Raw genomic sequence first — 19,915 nt, 5'->3', positions numbered from 1 at the left:
AATATCGGCTTTAGTCTTTATACTTAATGAACAAACTGCATCCCAATCATTCCACATATCGCCTTAAACAAAATAAGTCCATCAATTACCATCAGATAATAAAGGATATTTTTTCTGCGGTGCATAGAATAGGCCACATAAATGGTCAGGATAAAAGGCAACACATTAAATAAAACCTGTGGCAATCCAAAACCTTTGTAACTGGCAAATATGCCTAAAGAAACTAAACCTATAATCAGCAATGGGATCAGGATACTGAAAATTGTTCTGCGCAGGCCATAACGTACTACGAATGTCCTTAAATGTCTATTAGCATCGGTTGGATAATCTTTAATATCAAAAATGATTGCATTTACCGTGCAGAACATCCAGTTTTTAATAAATAGCCAGGTCCACAATACAGAATCGTGGTAGCCAACCCCAGTTTCAATTTTAAGCATAATCAGCGGCAGCACATTGGCACAGCAGGCCCATACAAAACCAATTACAAAAGCTTTTAACCAGCCTGTATTGCGCAGATTAAATTTGAGGAAAGATCTGGGCAGTAAACCATAATATAAGCCGCCTGCAATGATGATGATCAATATAGCTATCCAATAACTGATGGGCAGGCCCGTAATATGCTGAAAGTTTTGATAGAGCAGATTTACGGCCAACAGCATACAAATAATAAAAAGCACAGCCTGGCTCCAGTTGATAAACATTTTATGTTTGAAATACCACTGATTGCGTGGATTAGTTGTTGATGGTTTGGTAGAAACCTTATTGTAAGCGTAGGTATAATAGATGGTTGGCGCCAGAAACAACAACAGGTAGTAATTTAATGAATTAAGTGGCAACCTTAATTGGAAGGTTGCTTCGAGCGTTAGGGCAACAGCTAAAATACCCACGAAGTAGTTTCCAAAGAAAATGAACCTGATAATTTTACCGAACATTTGCCGCAATTTTCAGCTGGCAATTTCGGATATATAATTGAATAAGGTAAATAAATAAAACATAAATTACAATCTATCTAAACTCATTTCTGTGAAGAAAAAACATATTTTAGAAGAAGTGATTTTCTGCTATATTGGGCCATTGAGAAAAATTAACAAAAACGACATTGATTGTAACAACACTTACACTCAGCCAAATAGAAAAATAACATGGAAGAACAAAAAGACGACTTAAATTCGACTGCAGATACCACTCCAAAAGTGACAGGAATTGGTGGCATTTTCTTTTTTTCAGATAATCCGCAGGAAACGAAAGATTGGTATGCTAAAAATTTAGGATTTGAAATGAGTGCCTGGGGCACCTCGAGTTTTGAATCCAGAAACCTCAATAATCCTGATGAGGTCGAATCACTTCAATGGAGTCCGTTCAAAAAAGGGGATGAATATTTTTCGCCGTCCAAAAAAGATTTCATGATTAACTACCGTGTACAGAATATTGAAGGGCTCGTAAACAAACTCAAAGAAAACGGTGTAACCATACTCGATGAGATTGCAACTTACGATTATGGTAAATTTATCCATATTATGGATGGAGAGGGCAATAAGATTGAGTTGTGGGAGCCTAAATAATGTATTTAATCCATTTTGTCTTCTGATTGGATAGCTATCTGATCAGAATGACAGGATTTAATAGAAAAATCGTCATCTCGACTGAAGCGCAGTCCCGAACTTTCGGGAGAGAGATCTATCTAGAAAGATTTAGCTTCGCCGAGCCTTCGGGTTCTCGACTGCGTTGCACTCCGCTCGAAATGACGAATATAATTTTCGCAAACAAAAAAGGTTGTATTATAAGTTGTATTTCCGATAGATTTGTCATGTTGAGCTTTGTCGAAACGCCTTTAAGATATTTAAAAGAGGTCCTTCGACAAGCTCAGGATGACAATGTTACACTTATGATACAGCCTCTTAGGAATTAAGTGGGAAATGATCCCGATTGAAATTGGGACGATCCTCACGGTATAAAGGAGGTGACATAAACCAGTTGATGCAATCAATTTTTCTATCATAACCCTGCTTTTCCATTTTTTAATCTGGTTTTCCTTAATTCTTGCATCTCTTAAATTATCAAAAATCCCGAACCAGACAATAAACCAATCACCAGTATGCCCGGTAAAACCTGAATGATTTGTATTGTGCTTCTTTAACTGTTAGGTTAACAGTAGAACCGATATAATGTTTATCGCGCGTTTTGGAATATAGAATATAGGTGTAAAACATCTTTAACAACTGTTTAATTATTTTGGGATGTCTATTGCTTTTAGAAATCTTAATAGGAAAGTGATTTCTATATGAATTAAAAGCCGTCTAATTTTACTAAAGGCTTAGCGGGAAATGATCCCGATCCCAATCGGGACGCCCCTTCGGTGTAAACGAGGTGCTCTGAGCCAGCTTCAATAAATATCAAACAAAAAAGTCCTTCAGTAAAACTGAAGGACTTGAGTGGGAAATGAGGGGTTCGAACCCCCGACCCCCTCGGTGTAAACGAGGTGCTCTGAACCAGCTGAGCTAATTTCCCTTTTTGGGTGTACTCAAAGTTTTATAAAAAAGCCTTCCAGTTGTACTGAAAGGCTTGGTGGGAAATGAGGGGTTCGAACCCCCGACCCCCTCGGTGTAAACGAGGTGCTCTGAACCAGCTGAGCTAATTTCCCTTTTATAATTTTGTCAAACTTAATGTCCCATCCTCCGTTTGGGAATGCAAATATAGTGCTATAAAACTGTTCTGCAAATCTTTTTTTCTTTTTTTTCAACTTAACAAAGTTTCCAGGATTTTATGCGATTGTACCACTCCGAACGACGCCGTATGTAAGGTATAGAAAACCAATATCTTATCTAACAGAAATCGTCGCTGTGTATTGCTCATTTTTATTTCAGAAATTTTTTCAAGTGGCGTATGAAAAAGCGAAATAAACCCGATGGCATCTTCCAATTGCAGGTAATTAGAATGGATTGGCAGTCTGGAAGTAAACTCGCCCTCTTGCAGATCGAAATAAACCTGGTCGTTTCGCCTTTTCTCATTAGGCGAGAAACCCAGAAAACGGGTAAGTTTTAATAAAAATGACAAATGAAAATTGGGATTGATCTCTTCAATTTCATCAAACCAGGCAATCGAATTAAAAATATAATCGAATAAACTCTCATCAGCTGATTGTTGCCTGATGCTTTTATATAGCACCTCATTTAAAAAAATAACGATACTGGTTTTAATCATATCGTAAGGAATGCTTTTAAAAACAGGTGTTTGCCGAACTTCAGATACCCTTTGAATATTGGTATTTGATTTATGATAAACCACCATATCCAACAAATGGAGCGATTGCAGCATGTTCATCTTAATCTTCGCTTTTGGCTTTTTAACACCATTAATTAGATAAGACTGCATGCCGAATTTATCAGTAAGCACCTGCACTACTACACTGCTTTCACTGTAATTGGTGGTCTTTAAAACAATGCCCCTAACTTTGTGCAACATCCGATTAAAACAATTTTTTCAAAAGTATGTTATTTGTGCAAATTTAATTGTGCAAAAAGTAATCACGTTTTACAAATAAGATTAGTTTTGCCGTTAATATTATTATTAAACTAAGCTGCACATGTGGGTTAAGCTATCGAGATTTATTCTTCAGAACCGTATCGCAATCATCGTATTTTTTTTATTAGGCACAATTTTCATGGCTTATCAGGCCAAAAATGTAAAACTCTCTTATACAGGGAGCAAAATCCTGCCCGTTACCGATAGTGCTTTTGTAAAATATAATGCCTTTAAAAAGACCTTTGGCGAAGATGGAAGTGTAATGGTGGTGGGAATACAATCGCCTGATATTTTTAAAAAAGAAGTTTACAACCAATGGGTCCAGCTTTCTAACGATATTCAGAAATTAAAAGGCATTAAGCAGGTTTTATCATCAGGAAGGATTTTTCAACTGGAAAAAGATACTGTAAACCAAAAATTTGTTTTAAAGCCGCTTCCTGGCGGTTTGGTTAAAACTGATGCTGAGATGGATTCGATCAAGAATACCATTTATAGCAATCCTTTTTTCGAAGGACTGGTTTACAACCGTCAGAATGCTACCTTAATGGCCATTACTTTTGATACCAAAATCTTAAATACTGCTGAGCGTAACCCTATTTTAAAAGAAATTGAAGCAAAAGCCAAAGCTTTCCAGGCCACAACAAAGATACAGGTGCATATTTCTGGCTTGCCTTATATCCGTACCGCGGTAAGTAAATTGGTAAGTAACGAATTCGTATTGTTTTTGGGCTTATCTATCTTGGTTTCTGCGCTAATCTTATTGTTTTTCTTCAAGAAATTTTATGCCGTATTCTTCCCTATTTTAGTGGTTGTGATGGGTGTTATCTGGAGTATAGGCACATTGGTACTATTTGGTTTCGAACTTACTATTTTAACAGGGCTGATTCCGCCGCTTATTGTAATTATTGGTATTCCAAACAGTATTTTATTGTTAAACAAATACCAGAATGAACTTAGAAAAGACGGCGATAAACAGCGTGCCTTAAGCGTAACCATAGAAAGAATTGCCATTACCACCCTAATTGCGAACATTACCGCAGCCATTGGATTTGGCGTATTGTATTTTACAGGAAGTGAGCTATTGATGCAATTTGGCAGTGTAGCCTCTATAAACGTAATGATTACCTGGTTAATGTGTTTATGTCTAATCCCAATTATCTTCAGTTATTTGCCAGCGCCTAAACTTAAGGCACAAAACCATGTTGAAGAAGGTTTTTTGCATAAATTATTAGTCAAAACCGATACACTGGTGCAGCACAAAAGTGGATTGATCTATATCGGAACGATTATCATATCCATCATTGCCTTTATCGGTGTGATGAAAATCAATGTTAATGGTTATGTAGTTGATGACCTGCCTAAAAACTCGGAGATTTTAACGGATTTAAAGTTCTTTGAGAAAAATTTTGAAGGTATTTTACCCTTAGAAGTAAGCGTAGATACGAAGAAAAAGAACGGCGTTTTCAATTTAACCAATCTGAAAAGAATGGAAAAACTGGAAAAAATGATTTCTTCCTATCCGGAGTTTTCGCGTTCCATTTCAGTAAATATGGGTTTAAAGTATGCCACCCAAGCATTTTACAATAACGATTCTACCTTTTTCCGCTTGCCAGATAATTTAGAAAAGAACTTTATCCTGGCCTACATCGCCAATGGTGGCAAAGGAAATGCAAGTTTGTTAACCAACTTTATCAGCAAGGGTAATCAAAGTACAAGGATCAGTTTTCAAATGGCTGATGTTGGCTCAAAACGTTTAGACGCCATTATGGCCAAATTAAAACCGCGGATCGACAGTATTTTGCCTCCATCTAAATTTGATGTAGAACTTACGGGATCGAGCATTATCTTTTCTAAAGGGACGGATTATATGTTAAAACATTTGGTTGAAAGTATAGCTCTCGCCATCGTATTGATCTCTCTTTTAAGGCTGATGCAGTTTAAGAGTTTAGGCATCATGTTTATTTCGCTGTTGCCCAACATTGTTCCACTAATTATTACCGCAGGGATTATGGGTTATTTTGGAATTTCCTTAAAACCTTCTACCATATTAATTTTTACCATCGCCTTTGGTTTAGCATCCGATCAGACCATTTATTTCTTAACCCGTTACCAACAGGAATTAAATCTGACCAATTTCAGCGTACCAAAAGTAATTACTGATACCATTACCGAAACAGGCGTGAGCATGACGCACATCGCTTTAATTTTATTCTTTGGCTTCGGAATTTTTACGGCATCTACTTTCGGAGGAACGGTAGTACTTGGCTTGCTCCTATCCATAACCTTATTGGTGGCTTTAATTTTCAATTTAACTTTATTACCCGCGCTGGTATTATGGCTAGATAAAAAGAAAGTAAGAAAGCTGGTATCTGATGAAGAATCGGCTAAAAATGCCGGTGAGTTTGACCATTAATTGAGTTTGGAGTTTTCAGTTAGCGGTTACAGAATAGATATCATTCATAGCCTTGGGTTTAAACCCAAGGCTATTTTTATAAAATCACCAAGCCCACATTCCAACCTAACCAACCTGTATATCTCGAATTATTAAAAGAGAAATCTTTATGTTTTTCCTGCAACAATCCAAACTCACCAATTTTGGTGTTTTGCCTGGTATAATACACATTAACCGATGGACCGCCCTGTATGGCCAGCCATTTATTTATCCTGATATTTATTGGCAGCTCAAATTTATTCAGTAGATTGAGGTAATCCCAGCTCCCTTGGTAAACATATTGGCTACTTATTTCGGGGTTTACTGAAACGCTTTTAAACAATTTCATTTCCTTGCCAAAACCTAAGCCTCCGGTATATATTTTTTCAGCTGATTTTTTGTTCGTGCCAAACATTAACATATTGTATAAACGTTTGCTGCCACCTTTATAAGCTACATTAAAATTAGTGCTTTCATTGGTGCTGAAACTAAATTTATGATAACCTTTTAATGCAATATTGATCAGCCCGATTGAATAGCCATCATTTTCGTTTGAAACATTTAATATCCCAACTTGGGCGCCTTTTAGGTTTTTGGCATAATTAATTGCGCCAATTTGCAATCCACTAGCAGTTTGTCCGGTAAAATTGGTGAGCACCGCAAGATTTACGCCACTGCTTTCTTTGTTGATATTGGCAATGCCACCAATCTGTATTCCACTTGTTCTACCGCTTACAACATTACCTCCGACTCCAATCTGAAAACCCTTGGTATCTTTGCTGACCAAGTTTAAAGCCCCAGTTTGAAAGCCCTTTAAGGTTCCGCCTATTGTATTAAGTCCTAATGAAAGTTGAATACCTTTCACATCTTGATTAACATGATTATAAATTCCACCTACTTGGAAACCCTCGAAACTCTTGCCTACGCGGTTATAAGCCAAGGCAATCTGAGCCGCCCGAACATCGCCTATCACATAATTAAACAGGCCGGCAATCTGCACTCCACGAACATCCCCCCCAACCAGATTAAAGGCCCCAGCAAATTGAAAATACTGCACATTACTCTTGTTAATATTAAAAATAAAACCAATTTCTCCTCCATCTACTCCTGCGCTATAAGCACCAATAACATTAAGCGAAAATTTGTTAACCACCTGACCGCTCAATGAGCCATGGGAATTTAAACTAGGAATAAGCGAAAACTGAAACGGGGCTTTTGAGATAAAACCACCGATATTGATCGACTGGATTTTTTGTTGTGCGGTAACCAAAGTATTGCCCAGCCAGGTATTTTCTACATCGCCCAAATTTCCGCTGATAAACCTTTCGCTTGGATTTTCTTTTCTATTGGTAATGTTCACCTCTGCCAAAAAATGGGTAACGGTAGACTTATAATTTTCTTTACTTACCGTTAGCGATATAGGCTGTGTAATGTTTTTTAACCGCATCGAAAAATAACCGTTCCCATCCGATATTTCTGAAACCAACAGGTTTCGTTCGTAAATACTGGCATCCTGGATTGGTTTATTGGTCTGTTTATCTACCACCTGGCCCGTAATGGTATAAAGTTCGGGGTTACCAACCGATTCATTAACCAATAAAACCAGTTCGAGCGGTGCATACCTGATAATCACAAAATTCCCCGATTGGCGGTATTCGAACCTATGATTTAATATTTTATCAAGCGTTTCCGCAATATTGAGGTTATTTTCGTGGATACTGATCAAACTATCAACCGGCAATATATTGCTGTTATAAGAAAACCTGAAGCCACCTTTCTCTTCTATCATCGCCAATACAACACTTAATTTTTGTCGCTCGATATTGAGTGAAATATTCCTTGACAAATTCGATTGAGCCCGCGCCAAGGAACAGAAAATAAAGAGAAAAAGAACAGTAATTTTGAGCGTACGCATTGATTATTATTTAAGTTTGATCATATCCTGCCTATACTCAACTTTGATTTTAAAAGTTTCAGCAATTACAGTCAGGATTTCCTTAAGCGATTCGTTTTTAAAAGTTGTGCTAATTGAAAGCACTTTTAATTCAGGATTTTCAATAACAATGTTGGCTTTAAATTTTTCATTAAGCACGGCAACGAGGTCGATAAGTGCTGTGCCATCACAAACCAATTCATTCGAATAATAGTAATTATACAACTTACCCTGATTTTCTCCTTTAGATAAATGCCGCTGATTTTGACTTAGCTCTACTTTCTCTCCAGCAGTTAAACGCACACTATCATTACGGTTGTTCACCTTAACGATCCCGCTTTCTACAATTACAACAACAGCTGCCCCATCGCTTTTCACATTAAACGCGGTGCCCACAACAGTTACCTGAACATCATTAACACTAATGATAAATGGTTTCGACTTATCGGCGCTTACTTTAAAAAAAGCTTCGCCCTTTAGTTTAACATCGCGGGTTTTATTAAAAAAACCTCCCACGAAAGAAAGTTCAGATTGTTTATTCAAAATTGCAGTAGAACCATCAGGCAACATTTGCGTTAAAGTATTTCCGCCACTATTTACGTTTATTTTATTGCCGATTAAATTGTTGTAGAAAAATAAGCCAGCACTAAAAAATATAAATACCACAGCCACCCAACGTAAAATAAATGTATAGCTGATTGTTTTTTTTTCAGTTTCTAAACGAGCATTTAACCGATCTAAAGCCTGATGCTCATCAATTTCGGGATCAATCTGCAGTTTGCTTTTCTCTAGTATCATCCTGAAATCTTCTAGCTGTTTCAAGTGGTCAGGATTTGATGCTGCCCACGCTTCAACCCGCTCGCTTTCGGACACAGTAGCCTCTCCAAGCAAGTATTTTGCAAGCAAATCATCGTTAATAGGTGTATAGTTTTTATCCATAAACTTATTTCAATAAAATAAAAATGAGGATCAAAAAATCTACTACCCTAAGGCGCAAAATCTTTAAGGCCTTCCCCATCTGGTTTTCTACCGTTTTGATAGAAATATTTAATGCATCGGCAATTTCCTGATATTTCATCTGATCGAACCTGCTCAACTGAAATACATTTCTGCATTTTTCAGGCAGCTCGTTTATTGCCGAATGGATATTCTTTTCCAGTTCTGTTGCCATGATTTCTGTATTTAAGTTTCCTGTATCGTTTTTCACAGCATCGGCATAATTAACCTTAAAATTCGATCTCACTTTCTGATGTTTCAAATAATTTAAACTTTCGTTGTGCACCGAACGATAAAGGAATGATTTCAAAAATCCATCTGTTTTAAGTTGTTCTCTTTTCGTCCAGATGCGTACAAATACATTCTGAACAATTTCTTCTGCATCATCTTTTTCTTTAATTATGGTAAAAGCATAGGCATGCAGGCTTTTGAAATGCTTTAAAAACACTTCGTCGAAAGCCTGTTTATTACCTCTTTTAATTAATCGGATAAGATTGGTGTCGTTACTTTTCATAAAGCTAAACCTGCAAGGTTTTTAAAACCTTACAGATTTCAGGTCAAATCTATGTTGTTAAAATCGATTTCAATTTACGCCTAATTATAATTTCTTTTAAAAAGCCCGGTATAATTTTATCCAGCACCACCAAAAAACGGTTTGCAAAACCTGGTATAATTTCTTTCTTGCCTTTCAGCATACCATCCATTGCTGTTTTGGCAACGTAATCGGCCTCTAAAATCGTCGCTTTTGCAAACCCCTTTAATTCATTGTTCATTACCAACAGCTCGGGTTTCGTATTAATGCCGCCAGGACTAAGCAAACTAATATGCACATTTGTACCGCTCAATTCGAGTTGCAAACAACGGGTAAAATAACCGATAAAAGATTTGGTTGCCCCATAAACCTGTTTTTTTGGAACGATAAAATGTCCGCCTAAACTGCCAACATTTAAAATATAGCTTGCTGTACTTTTATCGATATGGTTTAAAAATAACCGCGTAAGCAACACCGTATTAGTAATGTTGAGATCGATCTGTGTTCTATAAAAATCGACATTTTTATCTTCAAACCAACTCCAATTCCCTAAACCAGCATTATTGATCAAAACATTTACCTCGATCTTATTCGCCCTTAATTTTTCAAAAATTTCGCTTGCGGAGGTATTTTTGGTCAAATCTATTTCGATACAGAACACCCTACTGTTAAAGTTTACACGCAGGTAATTTGCTAAATATTCCAGTCCACTATTGGGTAGCGAAACCAATACCAAACCTAAACCACGTTTGGCCGATTCGATAGCGAAAGATTTCCCCAAACCCTCACTTGCGCCTGTAATCAATACTGTTAATTGTTTCATTTTTATACTTTTTATATATCGTCCCCGTTTGTAACGGGGATGCAGGAGAATGTCGATTTTATCGACTTTTGAATCACATAAAAGCTGTATAACACTAAATTCCATCCGATTTTGTCACATTGAGCTTGTCGAAATGCTTAGCAAAACATTTAAGCTAGTCCTTCGACAGGCTCAGGATGACAATTTTATATTTTTAGCCCAGCTTTAGTCTTCGTCATTTGTAACTGAAAGTGATTAATGGTTTTTCCTAAACCTATTGCAAAAGGTGTTATCCGATAATTTAGTTCGGCAATGGCTTTATTGCTCGAATATTGTTGATTACATTTTAACCTATCGGCAAACGCTGGCAGAAAAAATGGGGTAAGGTTAAAAAGTTTTGATTTTAAAGACTCCAGCAAACTGTAAGCTTTAATAATGCCTACCGGGATTTTATACAAACTTCTTTTTTTACCAGTGATCTGCCTTAGTGTGCCGAAAAAACTATTAAAAGAAATATCAACTCCACCCAAAATATAGCGCTCGCCATTCCTGCCATTCTGCATGGCGGCAATATGCCCATCTACCACATCGTCTACAAAAGCATAGTTGGCAATTGCTTTTCCATCGCCCGGAATAAAATGCCATGTACCATTTATATAACCTGTAACCATTTTAGTCACTGTATTACTATCTGTTATTGGTCCATCGCCATATACTCTTGATGGGTTTACAATTACCACTTCCAATCCCTTTTTTACAAATTCTTTCACCTCTAATTCAGCGAGGTATTTTGTGCGTTCATAGCTGATCGGGAAGCCAACTGCCCTTGGGTCGTTTTCTGAAACCGGCAGATTTAGTGTTGGTCCCCATACCCCGCAAGTTGAGGTATGCACAACTTTTTCTACACCCAATTTTAATGCACAGCTGAGCACATTTCTTGTTCCAATTACATTCACATCGTAAAAATCCTGCTCATTCCGGCACCACATTTTGGCCATGGCTGCAGTATGGTAAACCTGATAACAATCTTTCATGGCATTTTCTAAACTTTCAGGATCCAAAACATCTCCTTTTACAAACTGGATATTTCGGTGCTGAATAAGAAAGGGATGCTTAACATTTCTGCAAAGTGCCACTACATCGTAGCCCATCTCTGCAAGGGTAAAGCTTAACTTCCGGCCGATAAAGCCTGATGCACCCGTAACCAAAACCCTCAGGTACTTATTTGCAACTGTTTCCATACTAAACCCTTTCCATTCTAATGGTGTACAGGGAGTGATTTACAACAACCAGTTTACATATTCCGTTTTCGAAATGGTAATCGTTATAATTCCCATCGGGAAGATTGATCCGGTACTGATGTGCCCCGTTTTTCTGAATGGGAATAAAACACTGAAAGTTGTCAGAATAAATTTCGGGGATATTAACAGGCTCTTTGGTATAGAGTAGCATCATATTATAACTGATGGGCTGATTTATTGTACTGGTTTTGTCGCCTGTTTTAAGCTGATAAACATTATTTATCCAACTTGTTTTCTTAGCCTCTTTTGCATTGCCATTTACTACCCGATTTACATTTGAGCTAAGGAGTTTGCCATTTTTAAAATGTGCTACATCCTCTGTTTCCACATCAATTTTAAAAACGAAACGGGTTTGTACCTTCGAAGTTATTTTGAGATAAACATTATCACCATCGTCTTTCTGTTGGAAATACATCTGGCCGATTACTTCGCCATTACGCTTGATGTTAAATTTACTTTGCTGAGCAAAAACCGATGAAAGTGAACAGATAAGAAAGACCAGCGAAGCAGCGCTTTTTGGATTGATTGGTTTTTTGGAAGAAAATGTTTTATAGGTTTTTGGAGCAAAATATTTCTTGCAGAGCCAAATAATTAATGCAGGAATCATAGTTATCTCTATTTGTTATTTAGAGCTAATACAACTCACAAGAAATTTACCCCTACGTGGATTTTATTTTTTTCATAGCCTTGGGTTTAAACCCAAAGGCTATGAGGGTAAGGTTTATTCAGCTGCAGGCTTTTTATCCTCTTCATCTACCGAAACTTCGACCGTTGGATCGGTAATGATTTCGGCATTGCCATCATTATCTTTTTTGGCGAATAAAATTGGATATAACAACCATAATGCACCAATGATGATGAGTACGCCAGCCAGCATTTGTAAATAGATACTTCCTTTTACCTCATTTGCATCTAAAATTTTATAGGCGATAAAAGAAAGTACGCCAGCTATGAGGATGAAAACGGCTTTTTGCAATTTTAAGAGCTTAATCATGGGTTCTTTCTTTTTAGTGTTACAATATGGATTAAAACAAAAATAAGCCCGATTAGTTCGAGCAAGCCACAGAAATAAAAAGCATAAAGTACAAAATCCCGGTCTGAAGGGTTTATTACCGCAACAATTGGCAAGGCAATTACGGCAACAATCATCAATGTAAGCCCGATATTAAATAATTTCACATTAAAAGTATTTACATCAAAACTACCAAAATTCAGTCAATTCTGTTAACTTTGCAACCTTTAATTTTTTGAGGTACTTGATTGATGTATAGCGAATTTAAACAATTGGAACTTGCCAAAATAGGGCAAGAAATACTGGATTTTTGGAAAAAGGAAAATATCTTTGAAAAAAGTATTTCTTCCCGCCCGAAATCTAATCCGTTTACTTTTTACGAAGGTCCACCGTCTGCCAATGGCATGCCGGGGATTCACCACGTAATGGCGCGTGCAATTAAGGATATTTTTTGCCGTTATAAAACAATTAAGGGTTATCAGGTTAAAAGAAAAGCTGGCTGGGATACACATGGTCTACCTGTTGAGCTTGGAACTGAAAAGGAATTAGGGATTACTAAAGAGGATATTGGTAAAACTATTTCCATCGAAGACTATAACGAAGCTTGTAAAAAAACAGTAATGCGCTACACTGATGTGTGGAACGACCTGACCGAAAAAATGGGCTATTGGGTAGATATGGATGATCCATACATTACCTATAAGTCGAAATACATGGAATCGGTGTGGTGGCTTTTGAAGCAGATTTACGATAAAGGATTAATCTATAAAGGTTATACTATCCAACCTTATTCTCCAAAAGCCGGGACAGGATTGAGTTCGCATGAGGTAAATCAGCCTGGCGCTTACCGAGATGTTACAGACACAACGATTGTTGCTCAATTTAAGGCGATAGCAAATACGTTACCTCCGTTTTTACAAGCATTTGGAGATATTTACCTGATGGCCTGGACTACTACTCCGTGGACTTTACCATCAAACACGGCTTTAACAGTTGGACCAAAAATCGACTATGTTCTGGTCAAAACTTTCAACCAATATACCTTTTTGCCAACAAATGTGATTTTGGCAAAAAACCTGGTTGGCAAGCAGTTTAGTAAAATTTTCTTTGAAAGCAATGAAGTTGAAGATTTTACAAATTTTAAAGCTGGCGATAAAAAAATCCCTTATCAAATACTTGCCGAATGCAAAGGAAGTGAGCTGGTTGGCATTAGATATGAACAACTGTTAACTTACGCATTGCCATACCAAAATCCCGAAAATGCGTTTAGAGTAATTTCCGGAGATTTCGTAACTACTGAAGATGGTACCGGTATTGTTCATACTGCCCCTACTTTTGGCGCGGATGATGCTAAAGTAGCTAAAGAAGCCATTCCGGAAGTACCACCAATGTTGGTATTAGATGAGAATGACACCCCCGTTCCATTAGTAGATTTACAGGGTAAATTCACTAAACATGTTGGTCCTTTTGCAGGCAAATATGTAAAGAACGAATATTACAATGCTGGCGAAGCACCTGAAAAATCGGTTGATGTAGAAATTGCTATTTTATTAAAAGAAGAAAATAAAGCTTTTAAAGTAGAAAAATATGTTCACAGTTATCCACACAGCTGGAGAACTGATGAGCCACTTTTATATTACCCTTTAGATTCATGGTTTATTAAAGTTACAGATGTTAAAGACAGAATGTTCGACCTTAATGAAACCATTAACTGGAAACCAAAATCAACTGGCGAGGGTCGTTTTGGAAACTGGCTAAAAAACGCTAACGATTGGAATTTATCACGTTCGAGATACTGGGGAATTCCTTTGCCAATCTGGAGAACTGAAGATAAAAAAGAAGAAGTGTTAATTGGTTCTGTTGAGGAACTTTATAATGCCATTGAAAAATCTATAACAGCTGGTTTCCAAAAAGAAAATCCTTTTAAGGGATTCGAAATCGGAAACATGTCTGAAGAGAACTATGATTTGATCGACTTACATAAAAATGTGGTCGACAAAATTATTTTAGTATCTCCATCAGGCAAACCAATGAGCCGCGAAAGTGATTTAATTGATGTTTGGTTCGACTCTGGTGCTATGCCTTATGCGCAGTGGCACTACCCTTTTGAAAACAAAGAAACAATTGATGGAAATGAAGATTTCCCTGCAGATTTTATTGCCGAAGGCGTAGACCAAACCCGTGGCTGGTTTTATACGTTACATGCGATCTCTACATTGGTTTTTGATAAAGTAGCGTACAAAAATGTGGTTTCGAATGGGCTGGTACTAGACAAAAACGGACAAAAAATGTCTAAACGTTTGGGCAATGCAGCTGATCCGTTCCAAACCATTAACGAGTATGGTGCTGATGCCACGCGTTGGTACATGATTTCTAATGCAAATCCTTGGGATAACCTAAAATTTGACATTGATGGAATTGCTGAAGTGCGCCGTAAATTCTTCGGAACACTTTACAATACTTATGCTTTCTTTGCCCTGTACGCCAATATCGATAAATTCGAGATCGATAAAAATAATTTAAGCAAAGTTGAAGACAGAACGGAATTAGACCGCTGGATTTTATCGTTGTTGCAAACCCTAATCAACGAAGTTGATGAAAGTTACAACACTTACGAACCAACGAAAGCTACCCGTGCTATTCAGGCTTTTGTTGATGAACAGTTGAGTAACTGGTACATCAGGTTAAGTCGCCGCCGTTTCTGGAAAGGCGAAATGACAGATGATAAACGTGCGGCTTACGAAACATTATATACTTGTTTGGAAACCTTGGCACAGTTGATGAGTCCTGTTGCGCCTTTCTTTGCCGATTGGTTATATAGAAACTTAACCGTTACCGATGCACATGCAGAGCAGTCGGTACATTTAACTTTATGGAAAGAGGCTGATCAAAGTTTAATAGATACCGATTTGAACGAGCGTATGGTTTACGCCCAGGATATTTCATCGATGGTTTTATCGCTGCGTAAAAAATCTGGCATTAATGTGCGTCAACCACTTGAGAAAATCTTAATCCCATCTTTAAGTGGCGATTTCGAACAAAAAATATCAAAGGTTGCAGATTATATCCTTTCTGAAACGAATGTTAAACATATCGAGTTCATTACCGATACGCATGGTATCGTTAAGAAAAAGCTGAAACCAAACTTCAAATCTTTGGGTAAAAAAGTTGGAAAAGATATGAGCTTAGTTAAAGAGGCTTTAGAAAATTCCAATCAAGATGATATCCAACGTTTAGAAAACGACGGTTTCATTATCGTAGTTGGAAGCAACGGAGAAGAATTTACCATCAATTTAAATGATGACGTTGAGGTTTTTGCCGAAGATATTCCAGGATGGCAGGTAACCAACCTGGGCAGTTTAACTGTTGCTTTGGATGTTACCATCTCAGAAGAGCTGAAACAAGAAGGTATTTCTCGCGAATTGGTTAACCGTATCCAAAACTTGCGAAAAGAATTAAACTTTGAAGTAACAGATAGGATTAAAGTTTCGTTACAAAATGATAACTTGGTGGCCGGCGCAGTTTCCAAAAACAAGGATTACATTTGCGCGGAAATATTGGCCGATGAATTTGAATTAACAGATACTGTAAATAATGCAAACAAAATCGTTATCGACGATGTTGAGTTAAGCATTTCAGTAACTAAAATATAAATCCATATATTAGAAAATTAGAAAAAGAACATGGAAAACAGCAACAAAACACGCTACTCAGACAGTGAATTACAAGAATTTAAAGAATTAATTCAAGATAAATTACGCATGGCGAAAGAGGAACTTAACTCTTTAACCACTTCTTTGAGTAATCCAAACGCAAACGGAACAGAAGATACTTCAGGTGCGTACAAAACATTAGAAGACGGTTCTGCAACAATGGAAAAAGAGCAGATCAATCAATTGGCTGCACGTCAGAAAAAATTTATTGACAACCTTGAGAATGCATTGGTGCGTATCGAGAACAAAACTTATGGTATTTGCCGCGAAACCGGAAAATTAATCCAAAAAGAACGTTTACGCGCTGTTCCTCATGCAACTTTAAGCATGGAAGCTAAATTAAAGCAGAGTTAATGAAAGGCTATACAAAACCTTTAATTGTTATCTTTTTAGTTTTACTGGCCGATCAGCTGGTGAAAACATGGGTTAAAACGCACATGTACCTCGGTCAGGAGTTCCATATTATTGGCAAATGGTGTATTATCCATTTTACCGAAAATAATGGGATGGCCTTTGGGATGGAGTTTGGTGGTGAATTTGGCAAATTAGCCTTATCACTTTTCCGTATTGCTGCTGTTGCAGGAATTGGTTATGGCTTACATTATCTGATTAAGCATAAATATCACCGCGGTTTAATTCTAAATGTTGCACTGATTTTTTCTGGCGCACTAGGAAATATTATCGATTCTGTATTTTACGGAAAGATTTATGGTTACGAAAGCTGGTTTCACGGTCGTGTAGTAGACATGTTCTACTTCCCGATTGCAGAAGGCCACTTCCCTACCTGGGTACCGATTTGGGGAGGCGAAGAGTTTGTTTTCTTCAGACCCGTTTTTAACCTTGCTGACGCAGCCATTTCAGTTGGTGTGATACTGATCCTCATCTTCCAGAAAAACTACTTTAAAGAAGATGTAAAAGACGATGTGAGCATCAACAGTGAGATTGTAGAGGATTAATTTTGCGTTTCGTCCTGCTGAACTTGATTCAGCATCTTAAGCGCTTGAATATACAAAGCCCATTTCTTAATTGAGATGGGCTTTTTTTTTAGAATCGTTATTGCGAGTAGGCTTTTTCAGCCGACGAAGCAATCTTTATTGCAAGATCCGAAAGTACGAAAGATTGCTTCGTCGTTCCTTCTCGCAATGACGGTAATAATAGTTTTTGAAAAGCAATTCCAGCATCAATATTTAAGCTGCTTCCCGCTATCCTTTCTGCCAATGCAGCTTGTGCTTTGCTTCAGTTTCTTCAGAAAAAATTAGGGCAGAATTAAAACGCATTGGCATTCATACTATCGGGTTTAGTAACTTTGGGCACAGCAAGAAACAAAGGTTAAAAACCCATTGCAAATATAAATGATCAACTTCCTCGATATATCTTATCTCCAATCTGGCAATGAAAAACAAGTAAAAGCTTATCATGCTTTAACAGATAATCGGGTTCTAGAAAAGCTTATCCCTTACCATCCAATACTTGTGGGTACCATTCCAATCAATATCGATATCGAAAACAGCGATTTGGATATTATCTGCGAAGTTTCTGATAAAAATGAATTTATCGACAAATTAAATGAACTGTTTGGATCTGAAAAAGACTTCACCATTCATGAAAGCCCTAAATTCGACGCGATTAAAGCGAATTTTATCATTGATGGTTTCGAAATAGAAATATTCGGACAAAATACGCCTACCACACAACAAAACGCTTATCGGCATATGCTCATTGAACACAAATTACTCTTAGCCGAGGGCAAAAAATTTAGGCAGGACATCATTGATCTCAAAAACCAAGGTTATAAAACGGAGCCAGCATTTGCTAAATTACTGGAGCTTGAGGGAAATCCATACGAAGAATTACTGAAATTAGAATCTTAGCGGGGCGCTAAGACCAGTTCTTGAGTTGGAGCATCGCTGTCATTCTGAACGCAGTGAAGAATCTTAATCAAAGAAATACAAAAGTTCAAACCACTCAATAAAGATCCTTCATTTCATTCAGGATGACAACCATTTACACTATTTTCCCTATACTTTATTCCGGCTATTATTATTTCATCATTTTTTAAAATATATTTGGAATACAAAAACCAAATATATCATGAAACTTTACTATGCCTTTTTACTACTAGTTATTATTAGCAGCTCATCATTTGCTCAAAAAAGCCTTTTTAACGGAAAAAATCTAAACGGTTGGCATGTAGATGTACCTCCAATGGATAAAAAGCCTGACACTATTAATCCATTTATTGTACGCAATGGTATCTTGGTAAGTCTGGGTACACCAGGGGGCCACTTGATTACCGATAAAATTTATAAAAATTACCAGTTAACGGTACAATATCGCTTTGCTGGCAAACCAGGCAATTGTGGCGTTTTAGTTCATGCATCAACACCAAGGGCACTGTATGGTATGTTTCCAAAATCGCTGGAAGTGCAGATGCAACATAAAGATGCTGGCGATTTCTGGTGTATCGAAGAAGATATTACAGTACCAGATATGGTTACCAGACGTGGGCCTCAAGAAAACTGGGGTGTAAATGGGAATAAACTCCGCCGGATTAAAAATTTAACAGACGACAGTGAAAAACCTCTTGGCGAATGGAATACCATGGTTATTCAATGTTTGAATAACGAAGTTAAAGTTTGGGTAAATGGCACAATGGTAAACTATGGTACAAATTGCACTGCAAGTAGCGGGCAAATTGCTTTACAAGCAGAAGGTAGTGAAGTAGAATTTAAACAATTGGATTTAAAACCAATTAAAGCGTTATCTAAATAGCTTTATCTCTATTAATTTTATTACTTAGGCCAACGTAATCGGCATTGGGAGTGGAGTGATCGAAGTTGAGAACCACGAAGTGTTCAGCGAAACTAAATCTGGATGGGTAGATCTCTCCATTCCACTACGTTCCAGTCGAGATGACGGTACTTGCATATAAATCTCAATCTTTAGCCGTGATTTATTAACGTAACTTTTAAAGAAGGTGACACGCCCCTCGTTAGCCTCGTTAGTCGGGATTTACAATCCCGTCTTTAGAGCTAAGGATTTTTAATCCTTGAAAATTTGATTCATTAACATAACTGTTAAAGTAGATTGCAAATCTAAAGAACAATAGGTCCGAATTACAAATCCCGACCAACCCTCGTTAGTCGGGTTTTGCAATCCCGTCTTTAGAGCTAAGGATTTTTAATCCTTGAAATTGGATTCATTAACATAACTGTTAAAGTAGATTGCAAACCAAAAGAATAATAGGGCCGGATTACAAATCCTGACCAACGCATGAAATGATTAACTCAATCTTTAAATAATAAACAGATCAGATAACCTACAAAATAAGCGAGCAGGTCGTAAACACTAAAAGAAGTGCCCAATATAGTGCTCATTAATTTGTTGTCTTCCCAACCAAACCAGGTAACATAATTTGCCTTTTGGAGGAACTCAATTACGAAAGAAAAAATTAAGATGCCTAATGCTAACTGCTTATTATTGGTTTTAAGGAAAATCCTCAAAAATGCGTAAATCAAGATAACAACCAATACGTCTCCGCCAAAAGGTCTGATAAAAGCATCGTGAAGGTATTTGCCAATTAAGATTTCCACGATGAGAATCGCGAGAAAAATAAAGAGAAATTTTGAGTTGAACGTTAATTTCATAGCCAAATATATTAACTGAAAAT

18 protein-coding genes and 2 tRNA genes are annotated in these 19,915 nt (G+C 37.2%); 7 read left to right on the top strand and 13 right to left on the bottom strand.

Annotation, left to right across the window (positions count from 1 at the left end; all coding sequences use genetic code 11):
* Positions 1-23: 23 nt before the first annotated feature.
* Positions 24-935, bottom strand: a complete 912-nt coding sequence (locus AC1DNH_RS07125; protein ID WP_477580749.1) for a UbiA prenyltransferase family protein — start codon at positions 933-935, stop codon at positions 24-26.
* Between the two features lie 210 nt (positions 936-1,145).
* On the opposite strand from AC1DNH_RS07125, the gene AC1DNH_RS07120 reads away from it, so the two are divergent.
* Positions 1,146-1,565, top strand: coding sequence for a VOC family protein (locus AC1DNH_RS07120; protein WP_477580751.1), 420 nt, complete (start codon positions 1,146-1,148; stop codon positions 1,563-1,565).
* Between the two features lie 871 nt (positions 1,566-2,436).
* Here the strand turns inward: AC1DNH_RS07120 and AC1DNH_RS07115 are convergent.
* From AC1DNH_RS07115 to recO, 3 genes are all read right to left on the bottom strand, one after another.
* A tRNA-Val gene (locus AC1DNH_RS07115) sits at positions 2,437-2,511 on the bottom strand.
* A 55-nt stretch (positions 2,512-2,566) separates the two neighbouring features.
* Positions 2,567-2,644, bottom strand: a tRNA-Val gene (locus AC1DNH_RS07110).
* 95 nt (positions 2,645-2,739) lie between these two features.
* The gene (gene recO / locus AC1DNH_RS07105; protein ID WP_477610711.1) at positions 2,740-3,465 is read right to left on the bottom strand and encodes a DNA repair protein RecO; all 726 of its coding nucleotides are present in this window, start codon (positions 3,463-3,465) and stop codon (positions 2,740-2,742) included.
* 121 nt (positions 3,466-3,586) lie between these two features.
* Here recO and AC1DNH_RS07100 point away from each other — a divergent pair, with 121 nt between their 5' ends.
* A complete protein-coding gene (locus AC1DNH_RS07100; RefSeq protein ID WP_477610710.1) occupies positions 3,587-5,938 on the top strand; it encodes an efflux RND transporter permease subunit in 2,352 nt (783 codons plus the stop codon).
* Between the two features lie 76 nt (positions 5,939-6,014).
* Here the strand turns inward: AC1DNH_RS07100 and AC1DNH_RS07095 are convergent, their stop codons facing one another.
* From AC1DNH_RS07095 to AC1DNH_RS07060, 8 genes are all read right to left on the bottom strand, one after another.
* A complete protein-coding gene (locus tag AC1DNH_RS07095) occupies positions 6,015-7,871 on the bottom strand; it encodes an STN and carboxypeptidase regulatory-like domain-containing protein (RefSeq protein ID WP_477582434.1) in 1,857 nt (618 codons plus the stop codon).
* A 6-nt stretch (positions 7,872-7,877) separates the two neighbouring features.
* Positions 7,878-8,828, bottom strand: coding sequence for a FecR domain-containing protein (locus tag AC1DNH_RS07090; RefSeq protein ID WP_477582432.1), 951 nt, complete (start codon positions 8,826-8,828; stop codon positions 7,878-7,880).
* Between the two features lie 4 nt (positions 8,829-8,832).
* Positions 8,833-9,399 (bottom strand): RNA polymerase sigma-70 factor, encoded by a 567-nt coding sequence (locus AC1DNH_RS07085; protein ID WP_477582431.1) that lies wholly within the window; start codon positions 9,397-9,399, stop codon positions 8,833-8,835.
* Positions 9,400-9,448: 49 nt separating this feature from the next.
* Complete coding sequence (locus tag AC1DNH_RS07080; RefSeq protein ID WP_477610357.1) at positions 9,449-10,240, bottom strand: SDR family NAD(P)-dependent oxidoreductase; 792 nt, start codon at positions 10,238-10,240, stop codon at positions 9,449-9,451.
* A 185-nt stretch (positions 10,241-10,425) separates the two neighbouring features.
* The gene (locus AC1DNH_RS07075) at positions 10,426-11,460 is read right to left on the bottom strand and encodes an SDR family NAD(P)-dependent oxidoreductase (protein ID WP_477584799.1); all 1,035 of its coding nucleotides are present in this window, start codon (positions 11,458-11,460) and stop codon (positions 10,426-10,428) included.
* Between the two features lies 1 nt (position 11,461).
* A complete protein-coding gene (locus AC1DNH_RS07070; RefSeq protein WP_477584800.1) occupies positions 11,462-12,127 on the bottom strand; it encodes a DUF6134 family protein in 666 nt (221 codons plus the stop codon).
* A 114-nt stretch (positions 12,128-12,241) separates the two neighbouring features.
* Positions 12,242-12,514: an isoleucyl-tRNA synthetase gene (locus AC1DNH_RS07065; RefSeq protein WP_477584801.1), complete on the bottom strand. Its 273-nt coding sequence runs from the start codon at positions 12,512-12,514 to the stop codon at positions 12,242-12,244.
* Entirely contained in the window at positions 12,511-12,699 is a 189-nt protein-coding gene (locus AC1DNH_RS07060; protein ID WP_131031924.1) for a hypothetical protein, read from the bottom strand. Before AC1DNH_RS07060 ends, AC1DNH_RS07065 begins: the two co-directional genes overlap by 4 nt.
* Positions 12,700-12,783: 84 nt before the next feature.
* On the opposite strand from AC1DNH_RS07060, the gene ileS reads away from it, so the two are divergent.
* The 5 genes from ileS to AC1DNH_RS07035 all read left to right on the top strand — a co-directional run bounded on the left by ileS (position 12,784) and on the right by AC1DNH_RS07035 (position 19,017).
* Positions 12,784-16,185 carry an isoleucine--tRNA ligase gene (ileS, locus tag AC1DNH_RS07055; RefSeq protein ID WP_477625281.1) on the top strand — a complete coding sequence of 1,134 codons (3,402 nt, stop codon included), beginning with the start codon at positions 12,784-12,786 and terminating at the stop codon, positions 16,183-16,185.
* Positions 16,186-16,215: 30 nt separating this feature from the next.
* Positions 16,216-16,599 carry a TraR/DksA family transcriptional regulator gene (locus AC1DNH_RS07050; RefSeq protein WP_025144123.1) on the top strand — a complete coding sequence of 128 codons (384 nt, stop codon included), beginning with the start codon at positions 16,216-16,218 and terminating at the stop codon, positions 16,597-16,599.
* Entirely contained in the window at positions 16,599-17,201 is a 603-nt protein-coding gene (locus AC1DNH_RS07045) for a lipoprotein signal peptidase (RefSeq protein WP_477584584.1), read from the top strand. Before AC1DNH_RS07050 ends, AC1DNH_RS07045 begins: the two co-directional genes overlap by 1 nt.
* A 396-nt stretch (positions 17,202-17,597) precedes the next feature.
* On the top strand, positions 17,598-18,116 hold the full coding sequence (locus AC1DNH_RS07040; RefSeq protein WP_477584583.1) for a DUF4269 domain-containing protein: 519 nt from the start codon (positions 17,598-17,600) through the stop codon (positions 18,114-18,116).
* Positions 18,117-18,336: 220 nt separating this feature from the next.
* Positions 18,337-19,017, top strand: a complete 681-nt coding sequence (locus AC1DNH_RS07035; protein ID WP_477584582.1) for a 3-keto-disaccharide hydrolase — start codon at positions 18,337-18,339, stop codon at positions 19,015-19,017.
* Positions 19,018-19,532: 515 nt separating this feature from the next.
* On the opposite strand, the gene AC1DNH_RS07030 is transcribed toward AC1DNH_RS07035, so the two are convergent.
* The gene (locus AC1DNH_RS07030; protein ID WP_477586372.1) at positions 19,533-19,892 is read right to left on the bottom strand and encodes a ribosomal maturation YjgA family protein; all 360 of its coding nucleotides are present in this window, start codon (positions 19,890-19,892) and stop codon (positions 19,533-19,535) included.
* Positions 19,893-19,915: the final 23 nt, after the last annotated feature.

It is taken from the genome of Pedobacter sp. 01N310, from assembly GCF_056399805.1.
Note: the sequence above shows the minus strand (reverse complement) of the source record. Positions and strands in the feature narration are given on the sequence as shown.

Excerpts from the sequence above, each read along its gene's own strand:
- AC1DNH_RS07125 (WP_477580749.1), bottom strand. The coding sequence starts at position 935 with ATGTTCGGTAAAATTATCAGGTTCATTTTCTTTGGAAACTACTTCGTG.
- AC1DNH_RS07120 (WP_477580751.1), top strand. The coding sequence starts at position 1,146 with ATGGAAGAACAAAAAGACGACTTAAATTCGACTGCAGATACCACTCCA.
- recO (WP_477610711.1), bottom strand. The coding sequence starts at position 3,465 with ATGTTGCACAAAGTTAGGGGCATTGTTTTAAAGACCACCAATTACAGT.
- AC1DNH_RS07100 (WP_477610710.1), top strand. The coding sequence starts at position 3,587 with ATGTGGGTTAAGCTATCGAGATTTATTCTTCAGAACCGTATCGCAATC.
- AC1DNH_RS07095 (WP_477582434.1), bottom strand. The coding sequence starts at position 7,871 with ATGCGTACGCTCAAAATTACTGTTCTTTTTCTCTTTATTTTCTGTTCC.
- AC1DNH_RS07090 (WP_477582432.1), bottom strand. The coding sequence starts at position 8,828 with ATGGATAAAAACTATACACCTATTAACGATGATTTGCTTGCAAAATAC.
- AC1DNH_RS07085 (WP_477582431.1), bottom strand. The coding sequence starts at position 9,399 with ATGAAAAGTAACGACACCAATCTTATCCGATTAATTAAAAGAGGTAAT.
- AC1DNH_RS07080 (WP_477610357.1), bottom strand. The coding sequence starts at position 10,240 with ATGAAACAATTAACAGTATTGATTACAGGCGCAAGTGAGGGTTTGGGG.
- AC1DNH_RS07075 (WP_477584799.1), bottom strand. The coding sequence starts at position 11,460 with ATGGAAACAGTTGCAAATAAGTACCTGAGGGTTTTGGTTACGGGTGCA.
- AC1DNH_RS07070 (WP_477584800.1), bottom strand. The coding sequence starts at position 12,127 with ATGATTCCTGCATTAATTATTTGGCTCTGCAAGAAATATTTTGCTCCA.
- AC1DNH_RS07065 (WP_477584801.1), bottom strand. The coding sequence starts at position 12,514 with ATGATTAAGCTCTTAAAATTGCAAAAAGCCGTTTTCATCCTCATAGCT.
- ileS (WP_477625281.1), top strand. The coding sequence starts at position 12,784 with ATGTATAGCGAATTTAAACAATTGGAACTTGCCAAAATAGGGCAAGAA.
- AC1DNH_RS07050 (WP_025144123.1), top strand. The coding sequence starts at position 16,216 with ATGGAAAACAGCAACAAAACACGCTACTCAGACAGTGAATTACAAGAA.
- AC1DNH_RS07045 (WP_477584584.1), top strand. The coding sequence starts at position 16,599 with ATGAAAGGCTATACAAAACCTTTAATTGTTATCTTTTTAGTTTTACTG.
- AC1DNH_RS07040 (WP_477584583.1), top strand. The coding sequence starts at position 17,598 with ATGATCAACTTCCTCGATATATCTTATCTCCAATCTGGCAATGAAAAA.
- AC1DNH_RS07035 (WP_477584582.1), top strand. The coding sequence starts at position 18,337 with ATGAAACTTTACTATGCCTTTTTACTACTAGTTATTATTAGCAGCTCA.
- AC1DNH_RS07030 (WP_477586372.1), bottom strand. The coding sequence starts at position 19,892 with ATGAAATTAACGTTCAACTCAAAATTTCTCTTTATTTTTCTCGCGATT.